Raw genomic sequence first — 22684 nt, 5'->3', positions numbered from 1 at the left:
CAGCGGCACGACGCGCCTATTGCAGATTCACATACATGCCGCCGTCCACCAGCAGCGCAGCGCCGGTGACATAGGCGGCCATGTCCGACGCCAGGAAAACGATCGGCCCGGCCAGATCCTCCGGCGCCCCAAGGCGACCGAGCGGCGTGCGCGCCTCCATATATTGACGCTTCTCGACATCGGCCAGATCATCCTTGTTGATCTCGGTCAAAATGGTGCCGGGCAGCACGCTGTTGCAGCGGATGCCATGCTTGCCCAGCGCAATCGCCGTGGACTGCATCAGCGAATGTACGCCGGCCTTGGTCGGGGTGTAATGGGTCTGGAACTCGCCGCCGACCAGCGCCGAGATGGAGGATACTGCGACGATCGACCCGCCATGACCCTGTTTCACCATCTGCTGTGCCGCCGCCTGCACCATGAAATAGGCGCCATGCAAATTCACCCTGAAGGTCCGCTCCACCACATCGACCGGCATGTCCAGAAACGCGTGGAAGGGGCAGATGCCTGCATTGCTCACCATCACGTCGACCTTGCCGAACGCTTCGACCGCCTTTGCCACGAAATCCTGCGCGGTCTGCGGATCGGCGACGTCGCCCTTCACTGCGATGGCGCGCTGGCCGAGCGCCTCGATCTCGGTCACGCAGCTTGCGGCTGGACCATCGCTGTTCGCATAGTTGATGACGACATCGGCGCCGTGCCGGGCCGCGCCGATGGCGGCGGCGCGGCCGATGCCGGTCGATGCGCCGGTGACGAGGACGGTCTTGCCTTCAAGCAGCTTCATGGGGCGGATTTTCCTTCGATGGTTAGCGCCGCGCCGGGCGGCGGGGGGATTTGACGCCGGGGGTCCAGCCCAGATCGGCGCTGACCTTGTGCGCGGCGGCGCGGACATCCTCGCTCAGCGCCGCCATGCGATCGTCGTCCATATATTGGGCGGCGCTCGACAGGCTGATGGCGGCGATGATCGCGCCCGACGCATCGCGGATCGGCGCGGCGACGCAGCGTATCTGGTCTTCATTCTCTTCCAGGTCGAATGCGCGGCCCGCGGCGGCATAGGCGCGCATCCGCTCCAGCCAGCCGTCATAGTCCTGCTGGTGGGTGCCGGTGGCCTGGTCTGCGTCGAACAGCCTGCGCCAATTCGCCTCCGCGTCGTCGATCAGCAGCGCCTTGCCCAGGCCCGTGGAGGTCAGCGGATGGCGGTCGCCGATGCGGCTACTGATCTCCACGCGGCGGCGGCCGGGAATCTTGTCGAGATAGAGCGCCTGGTCGCCATCGAGCCGGCCCAGATGCACGACATCCTCGCTCGCCGCGGCCAGCGCCTCCAGATGCGGCCGGGCGATCTGCACCACATCGGCCTGCGATTGCGCCAGAAAGCCGAGTTGCAGCAGCTTCGGCCCCAGTTGATAGCCCTCGCGCGGTAGGAAGGTCAGGAAGCCGCGCTCTACCATGGCGTTGGCCAGCCGATGCGTGGTCGAGCGCGTCAGCCCCATCCGCTCCGACAGGTCGGCCAGCTTGATCGGGCCATCGATCACCTGGTCGAGCAGGTCCAGCCCGCGCTGCAAGGTCTGCGACCCGCCCGCCTTCGCCTTTTCCTCTCGCCCCAAATTTTCCGGTGCGTCCGATTCCGGGTTTGACGTTTTCTGTCTCATCTAATAACACTCTATCCCACAAAATGAGAAAAACAAGGGTGATGGAGAGGCTGGGCATTGATTCTTGCGATCAAACTCCTCCCCAGATCCAACTTTATCGGTTTTTTATCATATGTTGAAATTTTCTGCCGAATATTCCCACATATTGGGCATCGGCGTGACTCAGGGAGTGTATGCGTGCCGATCGTGACGTTGCCGAAGATCAAGCATGTCCGTGCCTTCACCGTGCGCGGCGGCGGGGCGGATTATCATGACCAGGGCGAAGGCCACTGGATCGACGACCATATCGCGACGCCGATGTCGAAATATCCCGAATATCGCCAGTCGCGGCAGAGCTTCGGGATCAACGTGCTGGGTACGCTGGTCGTGGAGATCGAGGCGGAGGACGGCACCGTCGGTTTCGCGGTAACGACCGGCGGCGAACCGGCCGCCTATATCGTGGAAAAGCATCTCGCCCGCTTCCTGGAAGGCCGCTCGCCGACCGATTATGAGAAGATCTGGGATCAGATGTATTTCTCGACCCAATATTATGGGCGCAAGGGTCTGGTCGTGAACGCGATTTCCGGTGTCGACCTCGCGCTCTGGGATTTGCTCGGCAAGCTGCGGCAGGAGCCGGTCTATCATCTGCTGGGCGGCGCGGTGCGCGACGAACTGCAATTCTACGCCACCGGCGCGCGGCCCGACAAGGCGAAGGAATTCGGCTTCATCGGCGGCAAGATGGCGCTGCACCACGGCCCTGCCGAGGGTGTCGAGGGCCTGAAGAAGAATATCGCCGAACTGGCCGACATGCGCGCGAAGGTGGGCGAGGATTTCTGGCTGATGTGGGATTGCTGGATGGCGCTCGACGTCGATTATGCCACCCGCCTCGCCATCGTCGCGCACGACCTTGGCCTCAAATGGATCGAGGAGGCGATCAGCCCGGACGATTATTGGGGCTATCAACAGCTCAAGCGCAACGTGCCCAAGGGGATGCTGGTCACCACCGGCGAGCATGAGGCGACCCGCTGGGGCTTCCGCATGTTGCTGGAAATGGACTGCTGCGACATCGTCCAGCCCGACGTCGGCTGGTGCGGCGGCGTCACCGAATTGCTGAAGATCAGCGCGCTCGCCGACGCCCATGGCAAGATGGTCGTGCCGCATGGATCGTCGGTCTACAGCTATCATTTCGTCATCACCCGCCACAACTCGCCCTTTGCCGAGTTCCTGATGATGCATCCGGGGCCGACCGAAGTGGTGCCGATGTTCCATCCGCAATTGCTGGGCGAACCCGTGCCGGAAAATGGCCGCCTGAAGGTGAGCGCGCTCGACAAGCCCGGCTTCGGCGTCGACCTCAACCCCGACATCGCGATGCACCGCCCCTATACCCATTGATTGCCGTAAAAGAGAGACTGATCCCATGAAATTCGTTCGTTTCGGCCAGCCTGGCCAGGAAAAGCCCGGCGTCATCGATACCGATGGCAACATCCGCGATCTGTCGGGCGTCGTCCCCGAATTGACCGTCGCAACGCTGGCCGCCGCCAAGGCCGCCGCCATCGCTTCGCTCCCGATCGTCGAGGGCGAACCCCGCTACGGCGTGCCGGTCAAGGGCATCGGCAAGATCGTCGCCATCGGTCTCAATTATGAGGATCATGCGATCGAATCGAACCTGCCGATCCCGACCGAGCCGGTCATGTTCATGAAGGCGCTGTCGTCGCTGAACGGCCCGAACGACGAAGTGATGTTGCCCAGGAACAGCACCCATGGCGACTGGGAAGTCGAACTGGGCGTGGTGATCGGCGAAACCTGCCGCTTCGTCAGCGAAGAGGACGCCCTGTCGAAGGTCGCGGGCTACACCCTCGTCAACGACGTATCGGAACGTTTCAACCAGAAGCAGCGTGGCACCCAGTGGAGCAAGGGCAAGGGGCATGACACTTTCTGCCCCGTCGGTCCCTGGCTGGTGACACCCGATGAGGTCGGCGACCCGCAGGATCTGGACATGTATCTCGACGTCAATGGCGAGCGGATGCAGACCGGCAACACGAAGACGATGATCTTCAACGTCGCGCAGTTGATTGCCTATGTCAGTGAATATGTCACGCTCTATCCGGGCGACCTGATGATCACCGGCACCCCGCCGGGCGTGGGCGAGGGCAAGAAGCCCGACGCCATTTATCTGAAGGCCGGCGACGTCATGGAACTGGGCATCGCCAGGCTCGGCACCCAGAAGCAGCAGGTATCGGAATGGCGTCACCTCGGCGACGTGGTGCTCGGATGAGCGTCTATGCCGGCCGTTTCGCAGGCCGCAACGCGATCATCACCGGCGGTGCGTCGGGCCTGGGCAAGCAGGTCGCCGCGCGCATCGTCGCCGAAGGCGGTCAGGTGGCGCTATGGGATCTCAATCCCGATGTGCTCGCGGCCACCAGCGCCGAGATCGGTGCAGCGCATGCCGTGGCGCTCGACGTCAGCGACTATGCCGCCGTCGCCGCCGCCGCGAAGGAAACCGCCGCCGCGCTGGGCAAGGTCGATATCCTCATCTGCTCGGCCGGCATCACCGGCGCGACCGCGACGGTCTGGGACTATCCGGTCGACAGCTTCCAGCGGGTGATCGACATCAACCTCAATGGCCTTTTCTACTGCAACCGGGAAGTCGCGCCCTTCCTGCTCGAAAACGGCTATGGCCGGATCGTCAATCTCGCCTCGGTCGCGGGTAAAGAGGGCAATCCCAACGCCAGCGCCTATTCTGCGAGCAAGGCAGGCGTGATCGGCTTCACCAAGAGCCTTGGCAAGGAACTGGCAGGCAAGGGTGTCATCGCCAACGCGCTGACCCCCGCGACCTTCGAAAGCCCGATTCTCGCCCAACTGCCGCAAAGCCAGGTCGACTATATGCGCTCGAAAATCCCGATGGGCCGGCTCGGTCTGGTCGAGGAATCGGCGGCCATGGTCTGCTTCATGGCCAGCGAGGAATGCAGCTTCACCACCGCGTCGACCTTCGACACGTCGGGGGGGCGCACCACTTTCTGATATGAGAAGTTGCGCGGCGCGACTGGTCCCAGAGCCAGCGCGCCGCTTCGATCGGGGAGAGATGCCGTTGACGCCGATCCATGACCGCCGCGCGATGCTGACCGTCCTGCTCGGTTCGGCCTGCGCCATGGGCGTGGCGGATGTCTCTGGCCAATAGCCCCATGCGGCGCATCCAGCGCCCTTTACCGGAGAGGTCGATGATCCCCTTTGTCGATGCCCATATCCACCTGTGGGATCTCAAACATATCCGCTACGACTGGCTGAGCGCTCCTTTCTCCGACGACGGACCGAACGGCAGCGTCGAAGCAATCGCTCATGACTATGGCGTCGCGCAATACCGCGCCGACCTTGCTCGCTGGAATGTCGTCGGCGCGGTCCATGTCGATGCCGGTGCCGCGGCGCACAGCGCCTTGCGCGAAACCCAGTGGCTCGACGGCCTCGCCGTGGTCGAAGGCCTCCCCACCGGCTTCGTCGCCTTCGCCGCCCTCGACGATCCCGATGTCGATGCCCTGCTCGCCGCCCAGGCGGCGCACCCGCGGGTCAAGGGCATCCGCCATATCGTCAACTGGCACCATGATCCCCGGCGCACCTATGGTTCGGTCGACCTGACCGTCGATCCGCAATGGCAGGCGGGCTATGCGTTGCTGGCCAAGCATGGACTGTCCTTCGACCTGCAATGCTATCCGGGACAAATGCCGGGCCTCGCTGCGCTGATCGCGCGCCATCCCGACATTCCGGTCATCATCAACCATATGGGCATGCCGGTCCTGACCGATGTCGATGGTCTGGAGGACTGGCGCAGGGGCATGAAGGCGCTCGCCGCGCTGCCCCATGTCGCGGTCAAGCTGTCGGGCATGGGCTTCATCCGTCGCGACTGGACCCGCGAGACGATCGAACCGCTGGTCCGCCAGACCATCGATCTCTTCGGCCCCGATCGCTGCGCCTTTGCCAGCGACACCCCGACCGACAAGCTGTTCGGCCCGATCGACCGCTACATGGACGCCTATCACGCCATCGTCGCGGACCTGCCCGATACCGACCGCCGCGCACTCTTCGCCGGCAACGCCAACCGCCTCTATCGCCTGGGACTTGACCTATGATCGGAAATCCATTGCTCGGCGTGCTGTTCCACTGGTTGGGCGGCCTGGCCTCGGCCAGCTTCTACGTTCCCTATCGTGGCGTGAAGCGCTGGAACTGGGAAATCTTCTGGCTCACCGGCGGTATCTTCTCCTGGGTGATCGCACCCTGGTTCTTCGCCTCCATCCAGACCAGCGACCTGATGGGCGTGATGCGACAGGTGCCGTCCTCGGTCGTCGGCTGGTGCGTCTTTTTCGGTTTCCTCTGGGGCTTTGGCGGCCTGACCTATGGCCTGACCATGCGCTATCTGGGCCTGTCGCTCGGCATGGCGGTGGTGCTGGGCCTGTGCACCGTCTTTGGCACGCTGATCCCGCCGATCGTCGACGGCAGCTTCATGACGGAGATCGTCGGCACCCTGCATGGCAAGATCGTGCTGCTGGGTCTGGCCGTCACCCTGCTCGGCATCATCGTCGTCGCCATGGCCGGCGCGCGCAAGGATGAGGCGCTGTCGCCCGAACAGAAGGCCGCCGCCGTCGCCGAGTTCGATTTCAGGAAGGGCATCGCCGTTGCCATCTTCTCCGGCATCATGTCCTCCTGCTTCGCCTTCGGTCTGGCAGCGGGACAGCCGGTGAACGAACTCAGCCGCGCCGCGGGCACCGGGCCGCTCTGGGTCGGTCTCCCGACCCTGTGTATCGTCATGTTCGGCGGCCTCATCACCAACGCGCTCTGGTGCGGCTGGCTGATCGCCAAGAACAGGTCGGCGGGCCAATGGGTGGGCGCGTCCGACGCCAGTGGACAGAGGCCGGCACTGCTGCCCAATTTCCTGCTTTGCGCGCTGGCTGGCACCGCCTGGTATTTCCAGTTCTTCTTCTACACGATGGGGGAAAGCCAGATGGGCCGTTTCGGCTTTTCCAGTTGGACGCTGCACATGGCGTCGATCATCATCTTCGGTACCTGCTGGGGCTTCGCGTTCAGGGAGTGGAAGGACGCCGCCCCTGCCGTCCGCCGCATGGTGTGGAGCGGGGTCGGCCTGCTGATCTTCGCTACCCTCATCATCGGCTACGGCAATCGCCTCGCCGTCTGATGGTCCGGCCCGGCGTCAATGCCGGGCCGGCACCGCGTCCGACTGGCGGCGGATCAGCTGATAGTCCAGCTTCACCTTGCCGATGACTCCGTCCGCCCCTTCATCCTGGCTGCGGAAGCGCATCGCCAGCAGCCCGATCGCCTCGCGGCTCATGTCACGGATCGGCTGGCGGATGGTGGTCAGCGCCGGCCAGATCGCGCTCGCCAGCGGCGTATCGTCGAAACCGCAGATGCTGATCTCGGCCGGCACATTGATCCGGCGCTGGTGCGCGACGGTGATTGCCGCGGCGGCCATGTCGTCGTTGCAGGCGAAGATCGCGCTGGGCCGCGCCTCTAGGCTCATCAGCCGCTCGGCCGCGTCCAGCCCCGACCGATAGCTATAGTCGCCCGGCACGACAAGCTGGTCGTCATGCTCCAGCCCATGATGGAGCAGCGCATCGCGAAATCCCTGCAACCGCCGCGCGCTCGACCGGTGGCGCACATTGCCCTCTATGAAACCGATGCGCCGATGCCCCAGTTCGATGAGATGCCGGGTCAGGTCATAGGCGGCGTGGCGGTCGTCGGTGCCCACCGCCAGCATGTCCGGCTCGTCCTGGTCCGGCGCGATTGCGACGATGGCGATATCGCGCGCCGTCAGTCCGGCGATCAACTCCGGCCAATCGCACAAGGGTGGTGGCAGGATCACGCCGGCGACATTGGCATGGGCAACCTGCTCGACGATTTCTTCCGCGAAGGCGCCGGGCGCGCACTGTTCGACCACCAGATGCAGGTGTCGCTGCGGTGCTTCGCCCAGCGCACCCAGCAACAATTCCCCCAGATAAGCGGACGTGGTCGAGTTGCTGTGCAACAGCGCGACCCGCCGGTCGGCGCTGCCGGCCAGCGCGCGGGCCGACGCATTGGGGATATAGCCCAGTTCCTTGACCGCCAGTTCGACCGCGCGCCGCGCTTTGGCGCTGACCAGCGCTTTGCCGTTGACCGCGCGCGACGCGGTCATGACCGAAACGCCCGCGCTGGCGGCGACTTCCTTGATCGTGGGCGGCTTCTTCTTGGGATCGCTTTTCTGCATCCCCTCTTCCCTAGCCGCTTTTACGGCCAAGGAAAATCGCCGGGATTCAGGGCGTCAGCCGGACCCGCGCCGGCGCGTTGCGGTCTACGCTGACGACCCCGTCCTTTTCCTTCAACTCGGCGATCTGCAATGCGCTGCGCCGCTTCCAGTCGGGATTGGCCTTCGCTTCATCCTCGCCCTCCTGATGGACGAAATAGATGATATAGGCGCGCTCGCCCGCCACGATGATGTCGGGATGCTGGCCCTTGGCCCGATCGGTCGGATGAATACCGGGCTGACTCAATATATGACCCGGCTGCGTCGTCCAGTGCGCCGCATCGTCGGATCGCATCACCAGCAATCCTTGCCATGCGTCGGATATCAGCCAGTATCGTCCCTTCCAGCGAAATGCCTTGGGGCCTTCCCCCGGCGTTTCCGTCAACCGCTCGCCGACCGTCCAGTGGACCAGATCGTCGCTGTCGGCGGCACGGATCGCCTTGTTCATCCGCTCGTCATTGAAGAAGAGGCGATAACCGCCGCCCGGCAACGCCATTATACTGGCATCGATCACCCGGTCGGAGCCGAGGTCGAGCCGCTCGCCGCAAGTCCAGCGCGTCAGGTCCGAGCTGGTCAGATGGACGATGAAGCGTGGCGCGTTCCAGTCGCGATAGACGCCCGGCACCACCGTCAGCCACATATGCCATTGTCCCGCCAGCCATTGCACCTCGGGCGCCCACAGCGTGTCGCCGGTGCAGCTTTTGGGAATGTCGGCAGTTCCGCCATAGGTCCAGCGCGCGCCATCCTTCGACCGCGCGACGCCGATTGCGGTGCCATGCACCCAGCGCGAGTCCTTCGGGTCTTCTGGCGGAAGGTCGGCGCGGCGATTGGTGTAGAACATGACCCATTCGCCGCTCCGCGTGTCGCGCACGGTCGAAGCATCGGCCGCGCCGTCATGCACCGGATCGCGGAACAGCGGCTTGGGCGCGACGGGACCGCTGGCCGCGGCGCCGATGAGCAGCAGCGCGCCGATCATCGCGCCAATCCCGCGACCGGATTATTGCCCCATAGCTGGTCGTAGCGCCACCCCGACAGATCCTCGACCACCAGCGCCGCGCCGGGCGAACTGGGCGTGCGCGCGCCGCTGCGCAGATGCTCGATCTCGCGCATCAATATGTCGTGGGTCGCGGGGCTCAGGCGGAAGCGTCTCGACACCCACAGGCCGAACATCAGGCAGCCGACCGTTCCTATCCCCAGCAGCAGCGCCATGGTGAGAATCGCGCCATGGCTTTGCACCGGCGCGCCCGATATGAAGCCACCCGCCTGCATGATGAAGCCCACGCCCGCGACCGCGGCGGCCTGGGTCGCCTTGCGCACGAAGGTCATGACCCCGGCGAAGCTGCCCTCGCGCCGCTGACCGGTCACGATCTCGTCGACGTCAGCCATATAATTATAGGTGGCCCAGGGAATATAGTTGAGCGCGCCGCGCCCCAGCCCCGCCAAAATGATCGGCGCCCATATCCAGGGGGAGGTGGCCGGCACGCCGAGCAGCCACAGGCCGATCAGGGCGAACACCCCCACCGCAAAATCGGCGGCGGCGACCTGATAGGCGCGGCTGGGGGACGCGCGCAGCGCCAGGTTGATGGCGATGATCACCGCCACGAACTGGACGATATACATCGTCCCCAGCAGCCCCGATGCTTGTCCCATCGATCCCGACAGCGCGAAGATGACGAAGAAGGTGAAGGTCGCGTTGAAAATATCCTGGCTGATATAGCCGCCCAGATACATGCCCAGATGCAGGCGAAAGGCGCGAATGCGCATGGTCGAGAAGATGTTGCGATAGAGCGCGCTCAACGCCTGCCCTGCGCCGCCGGCCGCCAGCCTTTCGGCGGCTACCGCCGGTCCACCCGGCATATGCCGTTCCCAGCTGAACAAATAGAGCAGCCCCGCAGTCACCATGAACAGGGCGGCGAAGATCAGGCCCATATAGAAGAAGGTGTCGGCGCTGTCCCGGCCCAGCGCGTTGATCAGCCAGAGCGGCAGGAAGCCCGCCAGGATCGCCGACGCCTGGCCGAAGAGGATGCGCGATCCCGCGAATTTGGCCTTGGTGCGATAGTCGCTCGACATTTCGGCGGCGAGCGTCTCGAACGGGATGATCTCCATCGCATAGACCAGTTCGAACAGCACATAGCTGACGAGATAGTACCAGAATCCTTGCCCGGGCAGCCACATCAGCGCGAAGCTCGGCAGCAGCGGGATGGCGGCGAGGATGAAGAAGCGGCGGCGGCCGAATGTGCGACCAAGCCAGGTCGATCCGAAATGATCGGAGATATAGCCGATCATCGGCGAGGCGAAGGCGTCGAGGATGCGGGCCACGGCGAAGATCGTCGCCGCCTGACCTGCGCTCAGGCCGCAAAACTGGGTGTAGAAGATCAGCACCCAGCCCGAAATGACCGCCATCGACCCCGCACCCAGCACATCGTTGGAGCCATAGGCGAGATAATTGGGCAAGCGGACGGGTCGGATCGGCGCTGCTTCAGGCATGTTCGGCTCCTCAGCCCATCTTATCATTGTTGGTCCGCGGACGGCGACGCTCCTTCCATGATCGCCGCCGTCCGCGTCCGCCTGCGTCAGATATAGGTGCGCAGGAATTCACCCAGCGCGCAGATGGCCAGGCTCTGGCCATAGGGCATGGAGGTGAGCGCGATATCCTTGTAGAATTGCTGGGTGTCGCCCATCGCGGTGCCGAAGCTGACCTGCTGCAACTCGCCCGCTTCATCGATATTGGCGAGCACGCCCTGCACGGCCTTGATCCCCACCTCCTCATAGGCGCGCGGCAGATAGCCCTTCCGCACCGCCTTCAATATGCCATAGGCGAAGCCGGCGGTAGCCGACGCCTCCAGATAGCTGGTCGGATCGACGATCAGCGTGTGCCACAGGCCGCTGTCGGCATCCTGCGTTTCGCTCAGCGTCTTCACCTGCGCCGCCAGCGTGTCGATCAGGAAGGTGCGGAAGAAATCGCCTTCGGGCAGGTCCAGAATCTCGATGATCTCGGGGATCGCGATCGTCACCCAGCAATTGCCGCGCGCCCACAGCGCCTGCGCGAAATTATGGCGGCCATTGAAGTCCCAGCCGTGGAACCACAGGCCCGTCTTCGTATCGAACAGATATTTGATGTGGACCAGGAACTGGCGCTTGGCTTCCTCGATATAGGCCGGGCGGTTCAGCAGCAAGCCGATCTTGGCCAGCGGCAGCACCGACATCATCAGCGTGTCGTCCCACAGCTCGCCCGGATTCTCGTCATTATAGACGATATGCTGGAACCCGCCTTCCTGCGTCTTGGGCAGACCGTCGGGGGCCATCAGCCATTCCGCCCAGCTATCGAGATAGGGAATGTAGCGCGGGTCCGGCTCATGCTCATAGAGGTAGGCGAGCGTGATGAAGGGAGCCATCGTGTTGATATTCTTGGTCGGGGTGCCTTCGGCGAAGCGATCCTCGAACCATTGTTTGATGATCGCCAGCGCCCTGGCGTCGCCGGTCTGCTCATAATAGCGCCACATGCCGAACAGGCCGACGCCATGGGTCCATTCCCATCCGGCCCAGCCCTTGGTGTCTATGATCCGCCCATCGTCCAGATGGAGCAGGAATTCGCCGGTCTCGTCCTGGATATTGACGAGATTGTCCATCAGGCGATCGATGGCGTCGATCACCTGCGGGCGAGGGACGTCATGAGAGAGAGCGGCCACTGAAATTACTCCTTGAGATCTGAAGGTGCGTTTGGCGCGGCAACCATCTGCACTGGCAGACCGCCTTTCACGGTATGAAGGGTAACGAGGCGCACGCTTTCCAGCGCGTCGCCCGGCTGGCCATCGGATGTGACGGCCAGCGCGACATGATTGCGGCCCCGGTGGTTGAGGATGCCTTCGGGGATGGGGAAGGTCCGTTGCGGGCCGACATGGGCGATGAACTGGCCCATGTTCCAGCCGTTGACGAAGATCAGCACGCGATAGCGAACCGGCGAGCGCGCTATCCTGGCGTCGCTGAAACTGAGCGCGATGGTCGCGTCCTGGCCCTTGGGCACGGCGAGATTGAAGGCGGTGCGATACCAGTTGGTGCCCGCCTGCGCCTGCGTCGCGGGCACGCTGGACCTGGCCCATGCGCTGTCGTCGAAGTCCGGCAGGTGCCAGCCCATCCGCTCGCCATATTGGCCGCCATTATTGGCGGGACCGCGGGCGACGTCAGGCAGGTTTTCGCCGCCCTGTTTACCCTGGATCTTCCATGCGATCGGCACGGCGAAGCTGCGTCCGCCCGGTCCCCCCTCGAGCGAGGCGGAGATCAGGCCGCGCGCTTCCTTGTGGAAATCGTCGCTGTCCAGATCCCAATTATGGCCGTTATTGCGCACCATGACGGAGACGACATACTCGCCCGATCGCGCACCGGCGGGCAGGGCGAAGCGCGCCGTGCCGGTGGTGATGGGGCGTGGCAGGCCTGCGGGCGTTTCGCCTTCGCCCAGGAACTGGCCGTCGACCCAGGCCTGCACCAGCCCCGATCCACCCGCGCCATAATAGAGCGAAAGCGTCCTGGCGTCGGGCGTGCCGGTAAAGCGGCCGCGATACCAGACGTCGCCGTCATGGAAGCCATAGGCGTCCATGCCCATGTTGGGCTGGCCGTCGGGCCGCGCCGTGATGCTGGCGGAGGGGCGATTGTCGATCGCCTGCCATGCGCCGTCGTCGAAGGCGGGGTCGGCTTCGGGTGCCCCCTTGGCGACGCGCCAGTCGGTCAAGGCGGGCAAGGCGATGTCGGCTGGCCCGGCCAGCGGCTGCAAGGCGGTGTAGCTGCCCGCAACCCCGGCTTTCGTCGCAACCTTTGCGCCATTCCATGTGACCGCGCGGACCGCCTTGGGCGCCCAGATTGCGAGCGGGCTGGCCTCGGCCGTATCGCCGGTCAGCGCCAGCGTGCCGTCCTTGACCTTAGCGCTGCGCACCAGCGCCGGGCCGCGCACCAGCGCGTCCTCCTGCCGCCAGTAGCGGGCGCCTTCGGCTTCGTCGGCGAGTATCAGCGTCAGCGGCGGTCGTCCGCCGCCTTCGATCCGCAGCACGGCGCGGCCCTGATGGCTGTAATCGAGCTTGAGGTCACCCTTCGCCGCGTCGAAGGCGCTGGTGGCGCTGCCTTCCAGCACCGTCACTTTCGGGGCGGAGGCATAGCGCAGCACCGTCTCCCCCGGTTCCCCGGCGCGGCCGTAGAACAGCATGAGGTCCGCCCCGTCCATCACCTGCGCGGACTGGAGTTCGGAGGTCGAATAGACCAGCCGCTGCCCGCCCAGCGTCACGCCGGCAACGAGCCATTTGGCGTCGAAGCCGTTCAACTGCATCGGCACGCTATAGCGGCCGTCGGGCAGGTCGGCGGTGAAGCGGAAGACGTCGCTGGTCTGCCCGTTGGACGGCTTGTGCGCCACCATCAGGAAGCGCGCATCCGTCTCCGGGTTTTTATTGTGGTAAATCTGGATATTGGGCGAGGAAATCTCCACCGCGCCAGCCGGGATCATCCCCGCCAGGTCGGGGACTGACGCAATCAGCCCGCCCAACTGCTTCATCTCCAGCGCCTTTTCGCGCAGTGCGCGCGGTTCGGAGATGGCGGCGCCATAATCATAGCTGGTGAACACCACCGGCGCGGGCAACCAGCCCCAACTGGTGCCGCCATAGGTCATGTAAAAGCTCTGGATGCCGATCCCGTTGGCGAGGTTGGTGCCGTAGAAGACCCGCTGGAAGCGCTTGCCGCGCTGGATCGCGTTGCAGGCATAGCCGCCGTTCGATCCCCAATAGTCGAACCAGCCGCCACCGAACTCCGCCAGGAAGCCGGGGGTGTCGGGGGAAGCGGATGCGCCGCCCTTCGCCCCGCCGGGACCATAATAGCCCCAGTCGGGCGCGGCGACATCGCGGGTCGGCTTGCCCTCGACCGTGCAGGTGCCGCCGGGATAGCCGTCGAACGCATAGAGGTCGTTGGGGCCGGTCACGACCTTGTCGATCTTGCTGCTTTCGGGCGTCCAATATCCGTTGCGGCCCTGATCATTATGGAACAGCGGTATGGTGATGCCATCGGCCCGCGCCTTGGCGGCCAGATGGTCCATGTAGCGGCGCTGCGCCGGGGTGGTCAGCGCCAGCTCATTTTCGATCTGGTGCAGGATGACGCCATAGCGGCGGCTGGGATCGGCATTGATCTGATGCTTCGCGACGATCGCATCGACTTGGGTCAGCCATTCGTCCACGGCAGCCAGATAGGCGGGATCGTCGGTGCGGGCGCGGGCGCGCTGGTTGACCAGCCAGCCGGGAAAGCCGCCGCGCGACAATTCGGCATTCACATAGGGACCGGCGCGGGTGATGACGTAGAGGCCTTCCTCTTCCGCCATGGTCAGCAGCCGGTCGATGTCGCGGATACCGCTGAAATCATACACGCCCTGTTTCGGGCTGTGATAGCCCCAGTCGAAATAGAGGGCGACCGTATTGAAGCCGCCCGCCTTCATCTTCTGGAGAATGTCGCGCCACAGGTCGGGCGACGGCAGGCGGAAGGGGTGGAATTCGCCGCCCCAGATCACCAGCCGCTGGCCGTCCACCATCAGCGATCGCGCGTCATACGACACGCGGCCAAAGCGCTTCACGGGCGCGGACAGATTGGCGGTCTGCTTCGCCTCCTGCGCGGGGAGGGGCGTAGCCAGGGCGGAGCCGAGCAGCAGGGCGGCGATCAGCGAACGCATGGGATCAATCCATGTGAAACAGCAGCGGGAGCGGCCATTCCTTGGGCTGGTTGCCGGGCTGCACCTCCATCAGCGGGGCCATATGGTCCCACCAGCGCTGCATCACCGGATGGCCGGGCAGCGCATCGCGCTGATTCTCGTCCCGCAGCTTGAGCACCGCAAACAGGCTCAGCGTCCCTTCGTCCAGAAAGATCGAATAGTCATATATGCCCGCCTGCGACAGCAAGTTGGACAGTTCTGGCCAGATTTCATCATGGCGCTTGCGATACTCGTCCACCACGCCGGGCTTGAGTTGCATCTTGAAGGCGTGGATGGACATCGGCGCTCCGTAATATCCATATTGTGGAACTTGCTACCTATATTTGGTAGCACTGTCCCGGAGGATCGTCAACGCCAGAGCGGGGTGTCGCGCACCGAAACATGGCGCACATCGTCGAACGCGAACGGCGGGCGCTGGTCCGGCGCGATGGTTTCGGCGCGCAGCCGGTCGATCGTCAGCCGTTCCACATGGCGCGCCCATAGCGCCCAGCTTGGCAGCAGGCCGAACATGCTGGGTTCGGGATAGGCGTCGGGCAACTCCGCCGGAACGCGCGCCGCATCGGTCGCCGTGCCGCCGCCGCGATAGAGAAGATGGATGTCGCGCAGTGTCACGTCGCGGATCGGCTGCCCCGGCAGACCGGCGATGGCGACGGGGAAGCGATGGTCGATGCCGCGGGCATCGACCTCGCTGATCGCGACATCGCGAATCGCGCCGACGCCGGTTCCGTCCGGCCCGCGCCGCCGGTCGCCGAGCCGCAGGAAAAGCGGTGCGGTGGTGACATCGCGCATCGTCAGGCGGCGGGCGACGATATGTTCCATGACGCCGCCGTCCACCGTCTCCAGGGCCAGGCCGCGGCAGCGGGTGAAGCGGCAATCCTCGATCCGCACATTGCGATAGCCGCCATTGCTTTCGGTGCCGAGCTTGATCCGGCCCGTCACCCTGTCGCGGTCGGGTGCGACCTCCTGCGTGGTTCGCTTCGTGCCGTCGACCAGCGATCCCATGTCGTAGCCCGACACGTCGCAGTCGCGGATCACTATATCCTCCGATGCGATCGCCCGGCCCAAGGCAAAGCTGCTTTTGACCACGATGCCGTCGTCATTGGGCGAATTGACCCGGCAGTGCTCCACCACCACATCGCGTACGCAGTCCAGGTCGATCCCGTCGCGATCGGTGTCGATCGTCAGCCCGTCGATCCGCAATTCCCGCGTGCCGGTGGCCAGGACCGCGAAATGCCCGCCTTTCAGGATGGTGAAGCCCGACAGGCGGATGTCGCGCCCGTTCTTCAGCGCGATCGCCTTGTTGCCCAACCCCTGCATCGCCACGGCGTCCGGTTCCAGATGGCCGATCTCCGCCGCGCTCATGCCCTGCATCGACAGCGGCCGTTCGCCCGCCTGCTTCTTCCAGCGCGCACCGGGGCCATCACGGGTCAGGCCCAGCCCATGGATCAGGCCGGGGCCAACGATCGCGACCTGCTCGACATCCTCGCCCCAGATCAGGCTGTTGCGCCAATGGCTATGGCCGAAATCCTGGTAGAGTTGGTCTACGTCCGTTTCTGGCAGGTCGTAGCGCCCGGCGTGGCGCGCCGGATCGGCTGCCTCGATCACCGCACCCTCGGCCAGCAGCAGCGTCACCCGGCTCCTGAGCCGGATCGAAAAGCAGAGATAGCGCCCGCGCGGCAGGACGACCGTGCCGCCCCCCGCGGCGGAGGCGGCCTCGATCGCGGCGTTGATCGCGCCACTGTCGATCGCGATCCCATCCCCGTGCGCGCCATGGCCGCGGACGTCATAGTGGCGCGCGGCATGGGCCGGGAAGACGGGCAGCAGGGCGCTCGCTAGGCCCAGCGTCAGATCGCGGCGGGTCAAGCGCATCAATTGCCCGCCGGCCGCTGATCGCTGCGGATCAGGCTGGGGGCGATCGCGATCGCATCCGCTGCGGGTGGCCGGTTGGGGGTAAAGGCGGGCATTGTCACATGCGTCGCCAGCGCGGGAATCTGCATGCGAATCCGTTCCGCCACTGCGCTGGCCAGCAGCCAGGCGCCATAATTGTCATGGTGCGTCCTGTCCTTGCCGCCATCGTTGAAAGCGGTCGGCGCGACCGCCGGCCCCAATGCCTCATAGATGGCCCGGCTGTCGGCATTGAGGTCGATCAGCGGCACCTGCTCTTCCACCGCGACCTTGCGCGCCGCCGCCGCATAGGCGCCCAGCGTATCGAGAATCTTCCCCTGCGCATCGAAATTGCGCCGTTCGGGCGACGTCACCAGCACCGGATGCGCGCCGCGCCGCCGCGCTTCGGCGATATAGGCGCGGAGCCAGGCGACATAGCCCGTCCCGGCATCGAGATAGGTTTGCGGCCATTCCTTCTTCTGGTCGTTATGGCCGAACTGGATGAACAGCCAGTCGCCGGGCTTCATGCGCGCCAGCAACTTGTCGAGGCGCAGGTCAGTCAGGAAGGATTTGAGCGTCGCGCCCGACTTGGCATGGTTGGCGACCACGATCCCGTCGTCCAGCATCGCCGGCAGCATCTGGCCCCAGCTTGCGGCCGGTTCGGCATGTTGGTCGGTCACGGTCGAATCGCCGGCCAGGAAGAGCGTGGGTGCGATCACGGGTTCGATCCGTACCGATTGCACCGCCGGCCGGCCGAGAAATTCCAGCGTCAGCTTCTCGTCCCAGGTCGCTTCCTGCGCTTCGCGCGCGTCGATCCGCACCGCGCGGCCGCCCGGCGCATTGGGCGGCGGGGGCATCAATGCGGGGGTGCGGATATTGACCAGGAAGCTGCGTTCGACGCTCTCGCCCCGGCGCGTGACGATATGGTTCAGCATCAGCCGCCGCGCTTCCGCCTTGACGCTGGTGTCGCCCGTGTGGCGGGCATCGCCCAGCCGCACCGTAACGCGATAATCACCTTCTGGCAGCGCTGCCGAAAAAAGGAAGCCCTGCGCGCCGCCGCCTGGTTCCACGCCATGGCCGCCATGCACATAGGGATGCCGCCATTCCGCCGATCCGGCACGCAGGTCGAAACTCTGCACGGTTGGGAGGGCAGTGGCGGTCAGCATCCAGGCGAGGGAAGTGGAAAGCGGCATGAAGCGAAGCATCCCATCGGATAAGAAGAGGGAACGCCGCGGCGCCGCAGCGCTCCCCCAGATCAAACCGCCCGTGCAGAGGCGGCTGGATAAAAATCCCATTAAATAGATTATCGATCCATATATAGGGATACACTGATGGTCAATCGGCTTTGGCGGTTGGGGAACTGAGCGTGCAGATGGCCCACATTGTGGACATGAAAATCACATGATGATTTTTCTGGCAATTGTCAGACTAGCGATATAGGATGATACCTCAGTTCACATAGTGGGACACGATGGACGTCATAAGCGATGGCGCCCGTGACAAATGGGGAGGATTTATGTTGCACACCCGTTCCGCGTTCGCCCGCCGCAGCTCGGCCCTTGCGATCGCCTCCATGCTGCTGGTTGCTGCGCCGGCCATCGCCCAGGAACAGCCGGCGGCCGATCGTCCGGCCGCGGATCCGGGTGTCGCCGACATCGTCGTCACCGGCTTCCGCGCCTCGCTCAGCAGCGCGCTTGGCATGAAGCGCAAGGAAGCCGCGGCGATCGATTCGATCGTTGCGGAGGATATCGGCAAATTTCCCGACTCCAATCTCGCCGAATCGATGCAGCGCGTGCCCGGCGTAGCGCTGGCGCGCGGCGATGGCGGCGAGGGGCGCAATATTTCGGTCCGTGGCCTGGGCGCCGGCTTCACCCGGGTCCGCATCAATGGGATGGAAGGCACGGCGCAGACCGGCTCGTCCGACATTTACGGCGCGGGCAACAACGGCCGCAGCTTCGACTTCAACGTCTTCCCGACCGAAATCTTTTCGGCGCTTTCGGTCCGCAAGACGCCCTCGGCCGATGTGGAGGAAGGCTCGCTGGGCGCAACCGTCGACCTGACCGCCCCCAAGCCGTTCGACCAGAAGGACGATTTCGTCCTCTCCATGACCGCGCGCGGCGTCTATAACGAGCTGTCCAAGAAGGTCGATCCGCGCGCCTCGTTGTTGATCTCCAAGCAATTCGGCGACAGCGGCTTCGGCATCCTCGGCTCGGTCGCCTATCAAAAGCGCCACATTCGCGAAGTCGGCTATTCGGCGGTCGATATCCTGTCCGCCAACACCAATGGCGGTTTCTGTTCGCCGATCGGCTTCGCGCCGCAAAATCCGGCGGACAATGCGATCAAGGGCGCCGATGCACTCAACTGCTCGACCGGCAATCCGCGCACCAGCACCAACGCCGCCTATCAGGCCATCCAGGATCTACGCCGCGACGACCTGTCCGGCGTGGCGGGCAGCGGCGCCTTCCTGCCGCGCATCCCGCGCTACCTCAACAGCGAGCAAAATCAGGAACGGATCGGCGGATCGCTGACACTGCAATTCCAGCCCGACGACCAGACCGACATTTCCGTCGATTTCCTCTATTCCCGCTTCGAAGTGACGCGGCGCGACAATTATATCGCCGCCATCTCCTTCGCCCGGTCGGCCGCCAATAACGGCCAGCCGATGACGTCGGTGCGCGACATCGCATTCGACGAAAACGGCTCGCTGGTTCATGGCGTGTTCGACGGCGTGGACGTGCGGTCCGAAGGGCTTGTCGACCATTTCGTGTCCACCTTCAAACAGGCCAATGTCAACTTCAGGCGCCAGCTGAACGACAGCCTGGAGGTGAGCGGCATCGTCGGCTTCAACCGCTCGATCTGGGACGGGAAGAAGCGGCTCCAGACCTTCATGGACGCGATCGACACCGATAATTTCACGATCGACTTCCGCGACGGCGGCACCACGCCAAAGCTCGGCTTCGGCATCGACGTCAACGATCCGGCCAGCTTCACCTATGGTCCGGGTCGCGCCGACGGCACCGTGCTGGGGGGCTTCAGCTTCCAGGGCAAGCCATCGCGCAACAAGACCGACAATCTGACCGCCGAGGCCAATCTCAAATGGACCGTCAGCGACGCCTTCTCGATCCGCGCCGGCGCCCAATATCGGCGCAGCGACTTCCTGTCCACCTTCCTGCGTCCCTATACCGCCGACACCGTGGTCCGCGCGCTGCCCGCCGGCACGAGCCTGGCCGACATCACCCGCACGATCAGCGGTGTCGACAAGCTATGGGGCAATGGCGCGCCGGCCAGTTGGGTCGCGATCGATCCGGAAAAATGGGCCAACACCTTCGGGTTCGATTCGGTCCGCTATTGCGGGGTCGAATGCGGCGGCGGACGCAGCCGGGTGCGCGAAGAGGTGAGCAGCGCCTATCTGATGGCCAATTTCGACCTGGAGGATGCGATCGGCATCGGCATCCGCGGCGATGCTGGCCTGCGCTACGTCAAGACCGACATGCTGTCGTCGGGCTATGTCACAGTGGCCAGCGCCGCTTCGCCCACCGGCCTCACCGGCCAGTTCGCGGCGGCCAAGAACAGCTATGACGACTGGCTGCCGTCGGCCAATATCGTGGTCGAGCCGATGGACAATCTGCTGCTGCGCTTCTCCGGCGCCAAGGTGCTGGCGCGGCCCGAACTGGGCCTGCTGACCCCGACCAGCGGGGTCAATCCGGTGACCCGTGTCGGCAACGTCAACAATCCCTTCCTCGACCCCATTCGGGCGACCACCTTCGACGTGGCGGTCGAATGGTATTTCCGCCCCGGCTCGCTGCTCTCGGCCGCCTTCTTCTATAAGGACATCAAGAGCTTCATCCAGAATGTGAACAGCCAGATCCCATTCAACCAGCTCGGCCTTCCAGATGCGCTGCTGGAAAACAGCAATACCCTGCCGACCGAATTGTTCACCGTGTCGCAGCCGTTCAACACGCCGGGCGGCAAGCTCAAGGGCATCGAGCTGAACGCCCAGATCCCCTTCACCTTCTTCGACGGGTTCCTCGGCAATTTCGGCTTCCTGGGCAATTACACCCGCGTCACGTCGAAGATCGAATATATCCTCGCCAGCGTGAACGGCGTGCCGACCGTGACGACCACGGCGGACCTGGTCGGCCTGTCCAAGAACACGGCGTCGGCAACGCTTTATTATGAGGATGAGAAATTCTCGATCCGCACTACCGGCAATTTCCGTGACAAGTTCATCCGCGGCATCCCCGCCTCGCCGGGCAGCGACCTGCAGGGCAATGCCAAAACCTTCTTCATGGACGCGTCGGCCAGCTATAATGTCACCGACCGGCTGAAGATCATGGTGGAGGCGACCAATCTGACCGACGAGCAGAACCGGCTCTATATCGACAGCCAGCGGCAGGACACCTTGTTCGAGACCCGGATCGGCCGGACCTTCACCTTCGGCGTCACCTACCGGATGTAATGCGCCTAAAGCTCCTCCCCCAACCTCAAGGGCGCGGCCACCCCGGTGACCGCGCCCTTATTGTGTCCGGCGGCCGGGCGCGCCAATCCTATCGGCGCGGTCCGCTATAACCCACTGCGGCGCCGATCTGCTCGGCCGACCGCATCACCTCCTCGGCCAGCCCCGGCCGCAGGGCGTCGGTCAGATAATGGGCGGCGCTGGCGATCGAGATGGCGATGCAGATCTGCCCCCTGGCGTCACGGATCGGCACCGCGATCGACCGCACGCCATCGCCCAGTTCGCTGTCATGCAACACTTCGCCGCGCGCCTTGTGCGCGCGCATCTCGGCGACATAGGCCTGGATCTGCGCCGGCGTCGCCTTGCCGTCCCTGGCCTCGACGTAGAGGCGCTCCCATGTCTCTTCCGTCTCGTCCAGCAACAGCGCCTTGCCGAGGCCCGTCTCCGCGATCGGGCGGCGATCGCCCGGCGCGGTGGCGACGCGCAGCCGCTGGGTGCCGGTCACCCGGTCCAGATGGCGCGACCAGTCGCCCTCGCGCTTGCCGACGAAGACGCAAAATCCGGTGCGTTCGGACAGGAGTTCCATGAAGGGGCGGGCAAGGCGGACATAATCGATCTGCTCGGTCGCCAGCACGCCCAGTTGCAGCAGCTTGGGACCGAGCGCGAACCCGTCGCGCGTCACCGCGAGATAATTGCGCGATTTGAGCGCCTGCACCAGCCGATGCGCGGTGGTCTTGCTCATGCCCAGCTTGCGGGCCAGGTCGGCGGCGCGGATCGGACCGTCGATCACCTCGTCCATGATGTCGAGCGCGCGCATCAACGTCTGCGTGCCCTTCACTGCTTCCTGCTTCTCGTCGCCGTCCTGCATGATGCCTTCGTCCACTTGCCGTCCCACATAATGGGCGCGTTCCATATAGCGGAAGCATATCGGCCAAATTGGGCAGTTTGTCAGCCGCTTTGTGGTCGCCATGCAAAAGCCCGCCGGTCATCTCCACCGGCGGGCTTTTCAGCCATGCGAAGGCCAGCGGATCAATATTGGATGGTGACGGTCACCGCGCGGCGATTCTGCGCCCAGCTTGCTTCGTCCGAGCCCAGCGCTGCCGGCCGTTCCTTGCCATAGCTGACGGTGGTGATGCGGCCGGGCGCGATGCCCAGCGAGGCGAGATAGTTTTTGGCCGCATTGGCGCGGCGTTCGCCCAGCGCGATATTATAGTCGCGAGTGCCGCGTTCGTCGGCATGACCCTCGATCGTCACGCGCACCGACGGATTCTGCTGCAACCATGCGGCCTGGCTCTGCAACGTCGCCTGATCTTCCGCATCGACATCATATTGGTCGAGGCCGAAGAAGATGCGGTCCGACGATACCGACGCGACGAAATCCTCCTGGCTACCCTTGACCGGGCCGCCGGAACCGACCGGGCCACCGGGTGCGGTCGTACCACCGGTGCCGCCAGGGGCGGGGGGAAGTTCGGCCGGCGGCTTCTTCGAACAGGCGGCCAGCGCGATGATGGCGGTCGCCATCAACAGAGTCCGGGACAGTTTCATGGGGGTCTCCTTCGATATTCTCTATGCCGCCCGCTAGTGGTCCGATTCTGACATTTGCTACCCTATCCGATAAGGCGTGCTCAAATGTCAGAATCTTTTCGGACCATTAGCAATCTTTTGATTTTAGCGGATTTTACGATTTTGACATTTGCAGACCC

18 protein-coding genes are annotated in these 22684 nt (G+C 64.4%); 6 read left to right on the top strand and 12 right to left on the bottom strand.

Going from position 1 to position 22684, the window contains the following annotated elements; genetic code table 11:
• Positions 1-16: 16 nt before the first annotated feature.
• Both K9B33_RS02890 and K9B33_RS02885 read right to left on the bottom strand, forming a co-directional pair.
• Positions 17-781 carry an SDR family NAD(P)-dependent oxidoreductase gene (locus tag K9B33_RS02890; RefSeq protein WP_224546537.1) on the bottom strand — a complete coding sequence of 255 codons (765 nt, stop codon included), beginning with the start codon at positions 779-781 and terminating at the stop codon, positions 17-19.
• A 22-nt stretch (positions 782-803) separates the two neighbouring features.
• A complete protein-coding gene (locus K9B33_RS02885) occupies positions 804-1646 on the bottom strand; it encodes an IclR family transcriptional regulator (protein ID WP_224546535.1) in 843 nt (280 codons plus the stop codon).
• Positions 1647-1832: 186 nt separating this feature from the next.
• Between K9B33_RS02885 and rhmD the strand changes: the two genes are divergently transcribed.
• From rhmD to rhaT, 5 genes are all read left to right on the top strand, one after another.
• Positions 1833-3017 (top strand): L-rhamnonate dehydratase, encoded by a 1185-nt coding sequence (rhmD, locus tag K9B33_RS02880; RefSeq protein WP_224546714.1) that lies wholly within the window; start codon positions 1833-1835, stop codon positions 3015-3017.
• A gap of 25 nt (positions 3018-3042) precedes the next feature.
• A complete protein-coding gene (locus K9B33_RS02875) occupies positions 3043-3900 on the top strand; it encodes a fumarylacetoacetate hydrolase family protein (RefSeq protein WP_224546533.1) in 858 nt (285 codons plus the stop codon).
• Complete coding sequence (locus K9B33_RS02870; protein WP_224546532.1) at positions 3897-4646, top strand: SDR family NAD(P)-dependent oxidoreductase; 750 nt, start codon at positions 3897-3899, stop codon at positions 4644-4646. Before K9B33_RS02875 ends, K9B33_RS02870 begins: the two co-directional genes overlap by 4 nt.
• Before the next feature lie 197 nt (positions 4647-4843).
• The gene (locus K9B33_RS02865; protein ID WP_224546531.1) at positions 4844-5746 is read left to right on the top strand and encodes an amidohydrolase family protein; all 903 of its coding nucleotides are present in this window, start codon (positions 4844-4846) and stop codon (positions 5744-5746) included.
• Positions 5743-6807, top strand: coding sequence for an L-rhamnose/proton symporter RhaT (rhaT, locus tag K9B33_RS02860; protein WP_224546530.1), 1065 nt, complete (start codon positions 5743-5745; stop codon positions 6805-6807). The genes K9B33_RS02865 and rhaT overlap by 4 nt, the downstream gene beginning before the upstream one ends.
• 15 nt (positions 6808-6822) lie before the next feature.
• Here the strand turns inward: rhaT and K9B33_RS02855 are convergent, their stop codons facing one another.
• The 8 genes from K9B33_RS02855 to K9B33_RS02820 form a co-directional block, all read right to left on the bottom strand.
• The gene (locus K9B33_RS02855) at positions 6823-7872 is read right to left on the bottom strand and encodes a LacI family DNA-binding transcriptional regulator (protein WP_224546529.1); all 1050 of its coding nucleotides are present in this window, start codon (positions 7870-7872) and stop codon (positions 6823-6825) included.
• 46 nt (positions 7873-7918) lie between these two features.
• Positions 7919-8884, bottom strand: a complete 966-nt coding sequence (locus K9B33_RS02850) for a glycoside hydrolase family 43 (RefSeq protein WP_224546528.1) — start codon at positions 8882-8884, stop codon at positions 7919-7921.
• The gene (locus K9B33_RS02845; RefSeq protein ID WP_224546527.1) at positions 8881-10395 is read right to left on the bottom strand and encodes an MFS transporter; all 1515 of its coding nucleotides are present in this window, start codon (positions 10393-10395) and stop codon (positions 8881-8883) included. Before K9B33_RS02845 ends, K9B33_RS02850 begins: the two co-directional genes overlap by 4 nt.
• An 86-nt stretch (positions 10396-10481) precedes the next feature.
• Complete coding sequence (locus K9B33_RS02840; RefSeq protein ID WP_224546526.1) at positions 10482-11597, bottom strand: glycoside hydrolase family 105 protein; 1116 nt, start codon at positions 11595-11597, stop codon at positions 10482-10484.
• 5 nt (positions 11598-11602) lie between these two features.
• Positions 11603-14602, bottom strand: coding sequence for a glycoside hydrolase family 35 protein (locus K9B33_RS02835; protein ID WP_224546525.1), 3000 nt, complete (start codon positions 14600-14602; stop codon positions 11603-11605).
• Positions 14603-14606: 4 nt separating this feature from the next.
• Positions 14607-14921 (bottom strand): L-rhamnose mutarotase, encoded by a 315-nt coding sequence (locus K9B33_RS02830; protein ID WP_224546524.1) that lies wholly within the window; start codon positions 14919-14921, stop codon positions 14607-14609.
• 68 nt (positions 14922-14989) lie between these two features.
• Positions 14990-16510 carry a glycosyl hydrolase family 28-related protein gene (locus K9B33_RS02825; RefSeq protein WP_224546522.1) on the bottom strand — a complete coding sequence of 507 codons (1521 nt, stop codon included), beginning with the start codon at positions 16508-16510 and terminating at the stop codon, positions 14990-14992.
• Positions 16510-17718, bottom strand: coding sequence for a rhamnogalacturonan acetylesterase (locus K9B33_RS02820; RefSeq protein WP_224546520.1), 1209 nt, complete (start codon positions 17716-17718; stop codon positions 16510-16512). Before K9B33_RS02820 ends, K9B33_RS02825 begins: the two co-directional genes overlap by 1 nt.
• A gap of 323 nt (positions 17719-18041) precedes the next feature.
• On the opposite strand from K9B33_RS02820, the gene K9B33_RS02815 reads away from it, so the two are divergent.
• Positions 18042-20984 (top strand): TonB-dependent receptor, encoded by a 2943-nt coding sequence (locus K9B33_RS02815; protein ID WP_224546517.1) that lies wholly within the window; start codon positions 18042-18044, stop codon positions 20982-20984.
• Positions 20985-21072: 88 nt separating this feature from the next.
• On the opposite strand, the gene K9B33_RS02810 is transcribed toward K9B33_RS02815, so the two are convergent.
• Together K9B33_RS02810 and pal are read right to left on the bottom strand one after the other, a co-directional pair.
• Positions 21073-21894 (bottom strand): IclR family transcriptional regulator, encoded by an 822-nt coding sequence (locus tag K9B33_RS02810; protein ID WP_224546515.1) that lies wholly within the window; start codon positions 21892-21894, stop codon positions 21073-21075.
• Between the two features lie 116 nt (positions 21895-22010).
• The gene (gene pal, locus K9B33_RS02805) at positions 22011-22526 is read right to left on the bottom strand and encodes a peptidoglycan-associated lipoprotein Pal (protein WP_224546514.1); all 516 of its coding nucleotides are present in this window, start codon (positions 22524-22526) and stop codon (positions 22011-22013) included.
• Between the last annotated feature and the right edge of the window lie 158 nt (positions 22527-22684).

It is taken from the genome of Sphingobium sp. 3R8 (assembly GCF_020166615.1).
In the GTDB taxonomy this organism is placed as follows: Bacteria; Pseudomonadota; Alphaproteobacteria; order Sphingomonadales; family Sphingomonadaceae; genus Sphingobium; species Sphingobium bisphenolicum.
Note: the sequence above shows the minus strand (reverse complement) of the source record. Positions and strands in the feature narration are given on the sequence as shown.

What these genes read in the sequence shown, in the direction of transcription:
- K9B33_RS02890 (WP_224546537.1), bottom strand. Translation starts at nt 781, where the DNA reads ATGAAGCTGCTTGAAGGCAAGACCGTCCTCGTCACCGGCGCATCGACC.
- K9B33_RS02885 (WP_224546535.1), bottom strand. Translation starts at nt 1,646, where the DNA reads ATGAGACAGAAAACGTCAAACCCGGAATCGGACGCACCGGAAAATTTG.
- K9B33_RS02875 (WP_224546533.1), top strand. Translation starts at nt 3,043, where the DNA reads ATGAAATTCGTTCGTTTCGGCCAGCCTGGCCAGGAAAAGCCCGGCGTC.
- K9B33_RS02870 (WP_224546532.1), top strand. Translation starts at nt 3,897, where the DNA reads ATGAGCGTCTATGCCGGCCGTTTCGCAGGCCGCAACGCGATCATCACC.
- K9B33_RS02865 (WP_224546531.1), top strand. Translation starts at nt 4,844, where the DNA reads ATGATCCCCTTTGTCGATGCCCATATCCACCTGTGGGATCTCAAACAT.
- rhaT (WP_224546530.1), top strand. Translation starts at nt 5,743, where the DNA reads ATGATCGGAAATCCATTGCTCGGCGTGCTGTTCCACTGGTTGGGCGGC.
- K9B33_RS02855 (WP_224546529.1), bottom strand. Translation starts at nt 7,872, where the DNA reads ATGCAGAAAAGCGATCCCAAGAAGAAGCCGCCCACGATCAAGGAAGTC.
- K9B33_RS02850 (WP_224546528.1), bottom strand. Translation starts at nt 8,884, where the DNA reads ATGATCGGCGCGCTGCTGCTCATCGGCGCCGCGGCCAGCGGTCCCGTC.
- K9B33_RS02845 (WP_224546527.1), bottom strand. Translation starts at nt 10,395, where the DNA reads ATGCCTGAAGCAGCGCCGATCCGACCCGTCCGCTTGCCCAATTATCTC.
- K9B33_RS02835 (WP_224546525.1), bottom strand. Translation starts at nt 14,602, where the DNA reads ATGCGTTCGCTGATCGCCGCCCTGCTGCTCGGCTCCGCCCTGGCTACG.
- K9B33_RS02830 (WP_224546524.1), bottom strand. Translation starts at nt 14,921, where the DNA reads ATGTCCATCCACGCCTTCAAGATGCAACTCAAGCCCGGCGTGGTGGAC.
- K9B33_RS02825 (WP_224546522.1), bottom strand. Translation starts at nt 16,510, where the DNA reads ATGCGCTTGACCCGCCGCGATCTGACGCTGGGCCTAGCGAGCGCCCTG.
- K9B33_RS02820 (WP_224546520.1), bottom strand. Translation starts at nt 17,718, where the DNA reads ATGCCGCTTTCCACTTCCCTCGCCTGGATGCTGACCGCCACTGCCCTC.
- K9B33_RS02815 (WP_224546517.1), top strand. Translation starts at nt 18,042, where the DNA reads ATGTTGCACACCCGTTCCGCGTTCGCCCGCCGCAGCTCGGCCCTTGCG.
- K9B33_RS02810 (WP_224546515.1), bottom strand. Translation starts at nt 21,894, where the DNA reads ATGGAACGCGCCCATTATGTGGGACGGCAAGTGGACGAAGGCATCATG.
- pal (WP_224546514.1), bottom strand. Translation starts at nt 22,526, where the DNA reads ATGAAACTGTCCCGGACTCTGTTGATGGCGACCGCCATCATCGCGCTG.